This window comes from Corynebacterium sp. MSK039, from assembly GCF_030232315.1.
Classification (GTDB): domain Bacteria; phylum Actinomycetota; class Actinomycetes; order Mycobacteriales; family Mycobacteriaceae; genus Corynebacterium.
The window spans coordinates 110,481-122,693 of sequence record NZ_JASPJL010000004.1; the positions used below are offsets into that span (position 1 = coordinate 110,481).

A 12,213-nucleotide genomic window follows, 5' to 3' on the forward strand; every position below is an offset into this window, starting at 1 on the left:
TTCACCCCAAGAAACCTGACGTTTTAAGCCCGCTTTCCGTTTCTGCTTTCGCAGCAACGGGGCGGGCTTAAACTTGTATTGTGAGCTCTTCCCTTCATTCGACGCCGACGCGGGAACTGGCCACAGGTAAGCCTGGCCGGCCCCTCCCGCGCGTTCCGGCGTGGGGTTTGGGGCTGTTTATCCTCGCGGTCACCGCCAGCACGTTGTGGCCCTTTTGGTGGGGTCTCGTCCCCTCCCGCGACCGGGCTTTCATGCTCCGCGACATGATGGTGCCCTTCAACCTCAGCGCCAATGACCTGGTCCTCGGCAAGGGGGATTATTCGCCGCGGGCGTTGCCGCAGGATGCGATCCTCGCGGTCTTCTCGCCCATCATCCCCGCGACCACGTTGGCGGCGGCCATGGTGCTGACCGCGGCAGCCTGCGGAATCCTCGGCGCGGTGAAGATGGCCCGCGACATGGCGGGCGCCCACCGGGCCGCCCAGCTGGTGTGCGGGCTGTTCGTGGTGTGGAACCCGTATGTCATCGAGCGGCTGCTGCAGGGTCAGTGGTCGCTGGCGCTGGCGGTCATGCTGCTGCCCGCGATCGCCTACTGTGCGGCGACGGGATTCCGGGGCCCGCAGGTGCTGCTGATCAGCCTCGCGGGGCTGACCCCGGCCGGGCTGGTGTTGGGCGCGCTCGTCGCCCTGGTGTTTAGCCCGACGGCGCGTTCCCGCGCCCTGGTGCTGTTCACCAGCCTCACCCTGGCAACCCCCTGGCTGCTGGTGACCCTGTTCAACGGCACGCCCTCTCGGTCTTCAGCCAACGGCGCGGAGGCATTCGCGGTGGGCCCGGATGGCCCGCTCGGCACGGTGGTCTCGGTGCTGGGACTGGGTGGCATCTGGAACGCCGGCGCGATCCCGCCCTCCCGGGGTCTGCTCGGTGCGCTGGCGGGGCTCGCGCTCTTCGTTTTCGCGGCCTGGGGCTTCGCGGAGCTGTGGCGGGTGTACCGGGGCGTGGCGGTGCTTACCGCTGCGGCCTTCGCGGTTCCCCTGCTGCTCGCAACACCGTTTGGACTGCCGCTGATGCGCTTCCTGGTGGCGCACGTGCCAGGGGTGGCGTTATTCCGCGATACCCACAAGCTCGTGGGGCTGGCTTTGCCGGGCCTGATCCTGCTGCTGGCCGTGGGTCTGGAGCGGTTGCGACAGCGCGCGGCATCCACCAGCACGGAGCCCTCCCCCAATGGCCCGCGAGTGCTCGGCGGGGTAGTCCCCCTGGCCGTCGGCGCGCTGGTGATCGCGACGGTGCCGGGATACCCCGCGGATGTTTCTCCCGCTGCCCCGCAGCGTATTTCGCCGGCGTGGGCGAGCTTCGCGGAGACGATCGCGGGCGTTCCGCGGAGCAAGATTCTGCTCTTCCCGCCGGGCAACTACCGCCTGCGTGAGGACGGCGAACCGACCCTCACCCCGGCGCTGAAGATGCTGCCGGGCCAGCCGCTGGATCCGCAGTTCCTCATCGTGGACGGCACGCTCGTCGACGGAGATCGGGATACGATCCGACTGCTCAAGGACGCGATGGCGGGCCGGGACACGCTGGCTGCTAATGGTGTGGGCTGGGTGATCGCCGACCGGCCGCTGATGACTAACAACGAGGAGGACTACCAGCAGCTCGACGAGCTGCTCGCCGAGTACCCGATGGTCGACGAAGCCGAGGGCATCCAGCTCTACCGGATCCCGCAGCCGCACGGGGCTGGCAGCAAGCAGCCCTCCACGCCCGCCGTGGCTGGCATGGTCTTGTATTGGATCACCCAGCTGGGCGCGCTGGGCGCGGGTTTGTGGTCGCTGGGCCAGGCGCGACGTGACGCGCGTCGGCGCGCCCTGGCCGCCGAGCTCTCCAGCTAGTGCTGCCCTTCGGCCTTCCGGGGCCCCGCTACCTGGTGCAGCAGTTCCTCCCAGGCCCGGCCGGTATTTTCCCAGGAGTACTGGGCGACCCGCCGCTCGGCCGCTTGCCCCATGCGCCGGCAGAGAGCGGGGTCGTCCAGCAGGTGCTCCACGGCGTTAATCAGCCCGCCCGGGGAAGTGGCCAGCAGGCCGGTTTCCTCGTCGACGATGGAGTCCCGCAGGCCCGCGGAGGACTCATAGCCCACGGTGGGCACCCCGTGCTGAGCCGCCTCGATGACGGCGAGCCCCCAGCCTTCCTTGCGGGAGGGCATGACGTGGATGCTGGCTCGCTGCAGGATGCGGTGCTTGAGCTCCTCGCTGACGTAGCCGTGGAAAACCACCTTGCCGTCCACCCCCAGTTCCTGGGCATACCGGCGTAGGTTCTCCGACCACCAACCGTCGCCAATGACGTCCAGGCGCAGGTTGGGGTGGTTCCGCTGCAGGGCGGCAAGGCAGTCGAGGGCGTGCTCGATCTGCTTGTGCGGCACGAGCCGGGAAAGCGCGACCAGGTAGACGGGCTTGTCCTCCCCATCCTGGGCACTGTGCCCCCGTGCGGCCGCGGGCACGGGTTCGATGCCATTGCGGATGATCGTGAAGTTCTCGGCCGGCACACCCAGCTCGGCGAATTCCTCGGCCGAGGGCTGCGAGACCGTGACCCAGCGGTTGCGGCGATGGATCAGCGGGGAGATCTTGGATTCCACGAGCCAGCCGATCCGGGAGAGCACTGGTCCCGCGACGGACCACTGCTCACGGTGACAGTGATGGGTGAGCACCACGGTGGGGGCGCCGGCGACGAGGGAGGCGAAGAAAGGCACACCGTTTTGGGTATCAACGACCACGTCCGGGGCACCCATCTTCCCGATCGCGCCGACCCGGAGGCCGAGCCGGGCCGCCAGCAGTGCCAAGAGCGCACGGGGGTAGACGCTCAAGTTTCCCCCGGCGCGGGAGAACTTCAGCCAGTATCCGCCGCGCTGGACGTGCTCGGTTTTCTTCGCCCCCGGGTAGTAAGCGGTGCGGTAAATCACCTCGTGTCCTTGGGAGGCGAGGTACTGCCCCACCTGTTCGAGGTAGCGCTCCGAACCACCGCCCTCCGGGTGGTTGGTGTCGCGCCAGCACAGCAAAATTACTTTTAGGGAACGACTCATTGTGCATCACACCCTACCCGGATTCGACCCCAAACACTTCTGGTTATGTCACAATTCCTTCCATGACTTCCGCGCACCCCGCCCGGCGTTTCTTCCGGCGCATCAGCACTACCCTCACCGCCCCCGCGGGCAATTCCACCCTGCGTTTCTGGCGCCCGAAAGCCAGCCTGCGGCGCGCGGTGGGCCTGCTTTCGGACTTCCGGTATGAGCAGACTCGTCCCGACATCTTCTACGGTCACCTCGCCGAGGACACGGTGGGGCTCATCGAGGCCCTGTGGCGCGGCGCGACGGGACGGGAGCTCACAGGCTCCAAGATTTTGGACGTCGGTGGCGGGCCTGGTTACTTCGGTGTCGCCTTCGGCGACGCGGGCGCGGAGTATGTGACCTGCGAACCGGACGTGGGCGAGATGGCAGCCGCGGGCATCACCCTGGCCTCCTCGGTGCGGGGCTCTGGGATGGAGCTGCCGTTTATCGACGCCGCCTTCGACATCACCTATTCCTCTAACGTCGCCGAGCACGTGCCGGAGCCCTGGGTGATGGCCGATGAGATGCTGCGGGTCACCAAGCCGGGCGGGGTGATGATCTACAGCTATACGGTGTGGCTCGGCCCCTTCGGCGGCCACGAGACAGGCCTGTGGGAGCACTACGTGGGCGGGGAGTTCGCGGCGCGGCGCTACGAGAAGAAGATGGGCAAGCCGCCGAAGAATCGCTGGAGCGAGTCACTATTCAACGTCTCCGCGGCCGATGGTTTACGCTACGGCCAGCGGGTTGCCGCCGCAGGCGGCGCTGAGTTGGTGGCGGCGTTCCCGCGCTATCACCCCTGGTGGGCGTGGTGGATGGTGCGGATTCCGCTGCTGCGGGAGTTCGCGGTATCCAATCTGGTTCTGGTGTTCCGGAAGGCCTAGCTGGCGGTAGCTCGGGGAGGCGGGAACTGACGTCCTAAAAAGAAGAGAATAAAAGTACAACTATCGGGCCGAAATAGATTAAAGTGATGCAGGACACATTTCTCGAACGATAGGAACCAAAGGACTGTCATGACGAGCAACTCTGGCGCCCCTGAGGCCTTTATCTACGACGCCGTCCGGACGCCCCGTGGAAAGGGCAAGCCCGGCGGATCCCTGCACACCGTCAAGCCGGTCAGCCTGCTCAGCGGACTGATCGAGGCCATCCTGGAGCGCAACCCGGGCCTGGATCCGGCGCGCATCAACGACGTCATCGCTGGCTGCGTGACCCCCGTCGGCGACCAGGGCATGGACATCGCCCGCACCGCCGCACTCAACGCCGGCCTGCCGTACTCCGCGACCGGCCTGCAGGTCAACCGCTACTGCGCATCCGGCCTGACCGCCCTCAACCTCGCTGCACAGAAGGTGCGCTCCGGCTGGGATGAGCTCGTCTTCGCAGGTGGCGTGGAGTCCATGTCCCGCGTGCCGATGGGCTCCGACGGCGGCGCCCTCGCCCTCGACCCGGAGTCCAACTTCTACAACGACTTCATCCCGCAGGGCATCTCCGCGGACATCATCGCCAGCCTCGACGGAATGACCCGCGAGGACCTCGACGCCTTCGCCGCCCGCTCCCACGAGCGCGCCGCCAAGGCCTGGGAGGAGGGCCGCTTCGACCGCACCGTCGTCCCGGTCAAGGACCAGAACGGCCAGGTGCTGCTGGACCGCGACGAGACCATCCGTCAGGGCACCACCGTGGAGTCCCTCTCCGGCCTGCGTCCGGCCTTCGCCATGATCGGCGACCAGGGCGGCTTCGACGCCGTCGCGCAGACGAAGTACCCGCAGCTCGAGCGCATCAACCACCTGCACCACGCGGGTAACTCCTCCGGCATCGTTGACGGCGCAGCCCTGCTGGCCATCGGCTCCGAGAAGGCGGGTCAGGAGATGGACCTCGAGCCGCGCGCTCGCGTCGTCTCCGTCGCCACCACCGGCGTGGAGCCGACCATCATGCTCACCGCACCGGCACCGGCCTCCCGCGCCGCGCTGGCCAAGGCTGGTCTGAAGCCAGAGGACATCGACGTCTGGGAGATCAACGAGGCCTTCTCCTCCGTCGTCCTGCGCGCGCAGCGCGAGCTGAACATCCCGGATGAGAAGCTCAACATCAGCGGTGGTGCGATCGCCATGGGCCACCCGCTGGGCGCGACCGGCGCGATCATCACCGGTAATGCGGTCGACGAGCTGCACCGCACCGGCGGCCGCTACGCGCTGATCACCCTGTGCGTCGCAGCCGGCATGGGCGTGGCCACCATCATCGAGCGCGTCTAAGCGATCGACACCCGACAGTTCAAGCACTGCAGTCGCTGTCAGCACTGAAGCCACTCAGCGCTGAAGAGCACTGCCTCACTGCAAGATTCGAATACAGGAGAATCAATGAGCAACAACATGTTCGCGTGGGATGTCGACGCTGATGGCATCCTCACCCTGACGATGGATGACCCGAACGCTCCGGTCAACACCATGAACACCACTTTCCAGGACGACCTCACCGCCACCGTGGCGAAGGTCAAGGAGGCCGTCGAGGCCGGCGAGGTCAAGGGTGTTGTGATCGCGTCCGCGAAGAAGACCTTCTTCGCCGGCGGCGATATCAAGGCCATGATCCAGGCCACCCCGGCGGATGCCGCCGAGCTGACCCAGCAGATCGACCAGATGAAGGCCGACCTGCGTGCCCTGGAGACCCTGGGCGTGCCGGTCGCAGCAGCCATCAACGGCACCGCGCTCGGCGGAGGCCTCGAGCTGGCTCTGGCCACCCACCACCGCGTGGCCTCCGACGCCAAGGGCCTGAAGGTCGGCCTGCCAGAGGTCACCCTCGGCCTGCTGCCGGGTGGTGGCGGCGTGACCCGCGTGACCCGCATGCTGGGCCTGCAGGACGCACTGATGAAGGTCCTGACCACCGGCCGCCAGTTCCGCGCCGAGGACGCACTGAAGACCGGCCTGATCGACGAGGTCGTGCCGGCCGATCAGCTGCTCGACGCCGCGAAGAAGTGGGTCAAGGAAAACCCGGATGCGAAGCAGCCGTGGGACACCGAGGGCTACAAGGTCCCGGGTGGCACCCCGACCAACCCGAAGCTGGCCGCGTTCCTGCCGTCCTTCCCGGCCAACGTCACCAAGCAGATCAAGGGCGCGCCGATGCCGGCGCCGAAGGCGATCCTCGCCGCAGCCGTCGAGGGTCTGCAGCTGAAGAACATCGAGGAGGCCACCCGCGTCGAGACCCGCTACTTCGTGGACCTCGTCACCGGTTCCACCTCGAAGAACATGATGCAGGCCTTCTTCTTCGACCTGCAGTACTGCAACGGTGGTGGCTCCCGCCCGAAGGACGTGCCGCGTAAGCAGTTCAAGAAGCTGGGCATGGTCGGCGCCGGCATGATGGGTGCTGCCATCGCGTATGTCGCTGCGAAGGCCGGCATGGAGGTCGTCCTCAAGGACATCAAGCTGGAGGCAGCGGAGAAGGGCAAGGCCTACTCCGAGGGCCTGGAGGCCAAGGCGCTGAAGCGCGGCAAGACCACCGAGGAGAAGTCGAAGGCTCTGCTGGACCGGATCACCCCGTCCGTGGACTACGCCGACCTCTCCGACTGTGACATCGTCATCGAGGCGGTCTTCGAGAACACCGAGCTCAAGCACAAGGTCTGGGCAGAGATCGAGGCAGCGGTGCCGGAGGACTGCGTCCTGGGCTCCAACACCTCCACCCTGCCGATCACCGAGCTGGCTACCGGTGTGAAGCGCCCGAAGGACTTCATCGGTATCCACTTCTTCTCCCCGGTCGACAAGATGCCGCTGGTGGAGATCATCAAGGGCGAGGAGACCTCCGACGAGACCCTGGCTGCGGCCCTGGACTTCACCGGCCAGATCCGCAAGACCCCGATCGTCGTCAACGACTCCCGTGGCTTCTACACCTCCCGCGTCATCAGCTTCTTCCTCAACGAGGCGATGCGCATGCTGGCCGAGGGCATCGACCCGGCCGTCATCGAGGCAGCTGGCCGCCAGGCTGGCTACCCGGCACCGCCGCTGCAGCTGCAGGATGAGCTGAACCTGAAGCTGGCCCGCAAGATCGGCGCCGAGACGAAGGCCGCGCAGGAGGCCGCCGGCATCTCCGTCGACGACGGTGGCGTCACCGAGATCGTCGACAAGATGCTGGACGTCTACGACCGCCCGGGCAAGCTCGAGGGCAAGGGCTTCTACGAGTACAACGAGGAGGGCCGCCGCACGGGTCTGTGGCGCGGCCTGTGGGACGAGCTGGGCGGCGGGTCCGTCACCGTCCCGGACGCCGAGTCCGCGACCGCCGGCCACGGCCTGGAGTCCATCTCCGCCGAGGGCCCGGTCCTGGTCGACCTGGTGGAGCGCATGCTCTTCGCCGAGGCTCTGGAGACCCAGAAGTGCATCGACGAGGGCGTGCTGATGTCCGATGCGGACGCCAACATCGGCTCCATCATGGGCATCGGCTTCCCGGCCTGGACCGGCGGTACCCGCCAGTACATCAAGAACTACGCTCGCCCGGCCGCCGCTGCGCTGCCGGAGGGCAAGAAGGCTGATGTGGACGGCGGGGACTACCCGACCACCGGCGTGGCTGGCTTCGTCGCCCGCGCCGAGGAGCTGGCCGCGAAGTACGGCGAGCGCTTCACCCCGCTGGACTCCCTGAAGAGCTAGCAGGTGGGTGCGGGGAGCTCTTCAGGACTTCCCGCGACTAGCCCTCTGGTACTCCTCTGGTACCACCAGGGCACGGCTAAAGCCCCGGCCCTGCCACTGAGAATGATTCAGTGGCAGGGCCGGGGCTTCGTTGTGCTTGGCTCCGGTTGGGCTGGTGCAGGGCGGCGGAGAGCTGCCGCCCGCCTTGTCCCTAACGTCGGGCGCTAGCGCTGAGCACTGCTAGCTCCAGCACCGTGACCTCTAGCGGCCGCGACGGGTCAGGGCCACCAGGGCCACGGCCAGCACCACGAGCACGCCCGCGCCGATCAGGAACCAGTTGATGGAGCTATCCTCCTCAGCAGCGGCCTGCTCGGTCTCCTCCGGCTCCTCGGCCTTCTCGCTCTCCTCGATCTCGGTGTCATTCGAGACCTTCTCGAAGCTCGGGCCAGGGATCTTCTCCCCCACCAGCTCGGTGGTGAGCTCGTAGGTGGCGGTGGCGTTCTTCTCCTTGCTGATGTCGCGGTTAGCGCCAGCTTTGAGGCTCTTGTTCAGGAAGATCACGATGTACTGCTCGCCGTCCAGCCAGGCTTTCTGGGATTCGACGTCACTCGGTTGTTCCTTCCCGTCACCCACCATGTTGCGGTAGTTCACGCGCACGGGGTTACCGAAGGCCTTGGACTCACCCTCCCGGACGTGCACGCTCTCCGCGATCGCCGCTTTCTGGTGGGCGGAGTTGAGGACGTTGATGTCCAGCTGCTTGATCTCTGCGTAATGGTCCTTCGGTGGCTCGCTGGTGACCTTGATCCCACCGCGGAGCTGCTGGCCGTAGTCGGTCTTGATCTTGTAGACGTGAGCCTCACCCGGGACGATGTCCGCGCTCACGGTCTCCTTGGCGTCCGGGTTCAGCTCGGTGGCGTCGTCGAACCATGCTCCTGGTATCACCTTGCGGGGTTTGCCGGCAGCGCTCGGCTCCTTGCGGTCATCGTCCTTCGCGAAGGGTTCCGGAACCTCAGAGAGGTCCTCATTCGGCAGGCGCTTGATGGTGACCTCCGCGGGGATCTCCTTGCCCTTATACGGGCCGCTGTTGCGCACCACCTTGAAGCGAAAGTCCCCGGCGGGGCAGTCCTCGCCGGCCTGCTGCGTGGTCCAGGAGGCGAAGAACGGGCCGTTGGAGTCAATGATTCCGACATCGCTATCGTTAGCGAGGTAGCACAGAGGCTCGTCGACCTCGATCTTCACCGAGAAGTTCTTACCGTGGCCGAGCGCGCTGCCCTGGGACGGCGGCGGCATCGTGGCCACACCGATCGCAAGCCGCTCCCCCTCCGCGATGGGGGTGCTGAAGTACTCGGCGCCGTCCTCGTCGTCCTTCGCGCCACCGGACTTCTCACGCAGCGGGGTGGAGAAGAGCTCGACGTCCTCCGGCACCTCGGCGGCCGAGGCTTCGTCGTCCCCGCCCTTAATCTCCGGGGCGTTGGACTCCGCGGTCTGGGCGGTGCGGGTGGCCAGAACCTTCATGGACTCGGCGAGGGACTCGGCGTCCTTAGCGTCCAAGTACTCGCCGCCACCGGCCTCGGCGATGCACTGCAGCTCCTTGCGGGCAGCCGGGTCGACCAGGAAGCCGACGGTGTTGATGGTCAGGTCGATGCCCTGCTTGTGCAGGTCCTTGGCGACGTCGCAGACCGGCGGCGGGGCGCAGGTGTCCTCACCGTCGGAGACCAGCACGATGGAACGCTCGCCCTCGTTAGGCAGCTCCTTGGCGGCCTGCTTCAGGGCCGGGCCCATGGGAGTGTGGCCGGAGGCGTTGACCTTGTCCACCTCGCCCGGGATCTTGCCCGCGTTGCCCTTGCCCACGGGCAGCAAGGTGGTGACGTCCTTACAGCCGGCCTCCCGCTCCTCCGGGGAATTGCCGACCTTGGTGCCATAGACCATGAACCCCAGCTCGGAGTCCTTGGAGACAGAGCGGGAGAAGTTCTTGGACGCCTCCTTCGCCGCGTCCAGGCGGGTCTGGCCGCCCGCGTCGCGGGCCATCATGGAGCCGGATGCGTCGAGGATCAGCATGGTCGGCGGGATGTCCTTGGCTTCCGCCGCGGCCTGTGGCTGCTCGAAGGGGACGACGATCCCGGCTAGAGACAGCAACAGCGCGATGGCGACGGCCATCGCGCTGCGGTGCTTAGCGCTGCTGTGCACCCGGCCGGAAAGGCCGGGGTTACGCTCGGGGCGGGTCGTTGCTGCGGGCGCCGTGCTGGCTTCCCGTGGCGTTGCGTGCTGGTGTCTCGCTCGCATGTGTTTGCTTCCTTCCCTTACTTTGGCTTTCAAAGTTAGCAGGAAGCAACCGCCCACCCCTGAGGTTTTTATTTAGTTTTTCGGTGCCGTTAGCGGACTATTCACCCTTCTTGACGGTGATCGTCCAGCCAGCCTCGTCGGTCTGCTCGAAGTTCGTCACCTTGTGACCGTCAGTGGCCGCCCAGCGCGGGATGGCGTCGGTGGCCTGGGTGCAGTCAAAGTCGATCTGCAGGGAGTCGCCGACCTGAAGCTGTGCGATGGCAGCCTTGGCGTCGATCAGCGGGAAGGGGCAGACCGCGCCGAGGGAGTCCAGCTTGTAGGTACGGTCCCCGACCAGCTCCAGGCCGGTCGTGGTGCCGCTGTTTTCGGACGTCGACCCGGCGGCCGTCGCAATCTGAGGACGCTCCAGGAGGGCCACGCCGGTGGTCTGGAAGCCGTACTGGGCGCCGGCGGACTGCAGGTCGGCAGCCTCTGCGGACTGCGCGGCCGGTGCGGCGACGGTCGGAGCAGAGTCAGCCTTCGGGGTGTTCTGCGTCGGCTGTGCGCTCTGCCCCGGGACGGCGTCGGTGGGCTTGAGCCACAGCTTGGCTGCCGCCCAGATGCCGATGGAGATGAACAGCAGCGCAACCCAGCCCTGGTAGCTGAACAGGGAGGTCTGGACCATGCCGTTGCCGACGGTGCACCCACCGGCGGCGGAGGCGCCGACACCCATCAGGACGCCGCCGACGACGGAGCGCACGGCCTGGGTAGCGGACGGCAGGCGCAGGCGGAACTCGCCGGAGGCCTTGGCGGCAAAGAATGCGCCGACCAGCAGGCCGAGGACCAGCAGCACGCCCCAGTCGACGGTGTCTTCACCGCTGATGAGGAACTTGGAGAGGTTGGAGGACGGGCTGGTGATGCCGAGGCCGTCGTTGCGGCCGGTGGCGGCGGAGAGTGGCCAGGCGATCACGCCGAGCACGCCGATGATGGCTGCGGTTGGGTAGAAGTGCCAGGGCTTTTCCGCGAGGATGTGCGCCAGGCCGGTCTTCTTCGGCTTCAGGGTGGCCATCTTCGGGGCGGCTGCCTCCTCGGCGAGGAAGTGGCGGGTCAGGAAGGCCACGCCGATGGCGAATGGGATCACCAGCCACCAGACGGAAACCCCCAGGGAGGCGTTAATGGTGGTCAGCGGCAGGGTCCAGCTGCGCAGGCCTTCGTTGAGGAAGTTCAGCGCGCCACCCTTCATGGCGGCGGCGCTACCCGCGTAAAAGACGAGCGCCAGCCAGGAGCCGATGAGCCCCTCTGCCGAGCGGTACCAGGTACCGGAGGCGCAGCCGCCGGCGAGCACGATGCCGGCACCGAAGAGGAAGCCGCCGAGAGTCACGGCCAGCGGGGCGAATTCCTTGTAATCCGGGGTGATCACCCCAGCGGTGGTCAGCGCCGCCAGGCCCACGGCGTGGACGGCGATGACGATCAGCAGGGCGGTGAAGCCGCGCCATGTCTTGTTGAGGAAGATATCGCGGATCATGCCGGTGACGCAGAACCTGCCACGTTGCATAACCCATCCAAGTACCACGCCGAGCGCGAGGCCGGTGATGATCATGTGACTCTCTTTTCTGTCAGTAATGAACCGATCTGTCTATGTATGGCCGGGAACATTAGCGCCCCGCCGGAAGTTTGTAAAGAGCAAAGCATACCGTTCTGTCTAGTTTTTACCCCATGGGCCCCATTCATGCAGGTAAACAGGCATAACTTTACCCCCGCCAAAGAAGACCGAACGGTCCACAATTCACCCCCCACCAGGCGCTGACTGATACCCATTTACTAGCTCCCGCATCAACCCGCTCACCTCGCCCACCATCCCACTCCCTCACTCCCCCGATCCGTTTTGCAGAGTTTGATGTCGCTTTTCCATCAATTTCCGGCGCCAAACTCTGCAAAACACACAAGGCGGTCATATGACGGGACTCGCGTGATGGTGCCGCACACACTGCTCGCGCGGCAGGCACACGACACTGGCGGAGCATCTGCCTCGCCCCCCGCTGCGCGCCGCGACAACCCAGCCATCCCTCCACCCGCAATGCAGTGACACGCCCAGAGCTCCAAAGTGAAGACTTGTTATAGCCCTCACCTATTGGGGCTTGAATAATTAAAAGGTTCTGCTATATTAATGAGCAGAAGCTACGGCAGCGAAGCCCGCCGCAGCTAGGTACCCTTAAATAGTGAATGCCCACCCCGGGAATTCCGCAGGCCACCACCGGCCTGTGCGCCCGG

General features: G+C 66.3%; 7 protein-coding genes. 4 read left to right on the forward strand and 3 right to left on the reverse strand.

Annotated elements, in window-relative coordinates; genetic code table 11:
- Window positions 1–80: 80 nt before the first annotated feature.
- Window positions 81–1,877 carry an MmpA family trehalose lipid delivery protein gene (locus QP997_RS04725; RefSeq protein ID WP_284846381.1) on the forward strand — a complete coding sequence of 599 codons (1,797 nt, stop codon included), beginning with the start codon at window positions 81–83 and terminating at the stop codon, window positions 1,875–1,877.
- Here QP997_RS04725 and QP997_RS04730 read toward each other — a convergent pair.
- A complete protein-coding gene (locus tag QP997_RS04730) occupies window positions 1,874–3,061 on the reverse strand; it encodes a glycosyltransferase family 4 protein (RefSeq protein WP_284846382.1) in 1,188 nt (395 codons plus the stop codon). The genes QP997_RS04725 and QP997_RS04730 overlap by 4 nt on opposite strands.
- On the opposite strand from QP997_RS04730, the gene QP997_RS04735 reads away from it, so the two are divergent.
- The 3 genes from QP997_RS04735 (at window position 3,061) to QP997_RS04745 (ending at window position 7,701) form a co-directional block, all read left to right on the forward strand.
- Window positions 3,061–3,966 (forward strand): class I SAM-dependent methyltransferase, encoded by a 906-nt coding sequence (locus QP997_RS04735; RefSeq protein ID WP_284846383.1) that lies wholly within the window; start codon window positions 3,061–3,063, stop codon window positions 3,964–3,966. The genes QP997_RS04730 and QP997_RS04735 overlap by 1 nt on opposite strands.
- Window positions 3,967–4,095: 129 nt before the next feature.
- Entirely contained in the window at window positions 4,096–5,325 is a 1,230-nt protein-coding gene (locus QP997_RS04740) for an acetyl-CoA C-acetyltransferase (protein WP_070758530.1), read from the forward strand.
- Between the two features lie 105 nt (window positions 5,326–5,430).
- On the forward strand, window positions 5,431–7,701 hold the full coding sequence (locus QP997_RS04745; protein ID WP_284846384.1) for a 3-hydroxyacyl-CoA dehydrogenase NAD-binding domain-containing protein: 2,271 nt from the start codon (window positions 5,431–5,433) through the stop codon (window positions 7,699–7,701).
- A 240-nt stretch (window positions 7,702–7,941) separates the two neighbouring features.
- Here the strand turns inward: QP997_RS04745 and QP997_RS04750 are convergent, their stop codons facing one another.
- Together QP997_RS04750 and QP997_RS04755 are read right to left on the reverse strand one after the other, a co-directional pair.
- The gene (locus QP997_RS04750) at window positions 7,942–9,963 is read right to left on the reverse strand and encodes a vWA domain-containing protein (RefSeq protein WP_284846385.1); all 2,022 of its coding nucleotides are present in this window, start codon (window positions 9,961–9,963) and stop codon (window positions 7,942–7,944) included.
- Window positions 9,964–10,060: 97 nt separating this feature from the next.
- A complete protein-coding gene (locus QP997_RS04755) occupies window positions 10,061–11,542 on the reverse strand; it encodes a YeeE/YedE thiosulfate transporter family protein (protein WP_284846386.1) in 1,482 nt (493 codons plus the stop codon).
- Window positions 11,543–12,213: the final 671 nt, after the last annotated feature.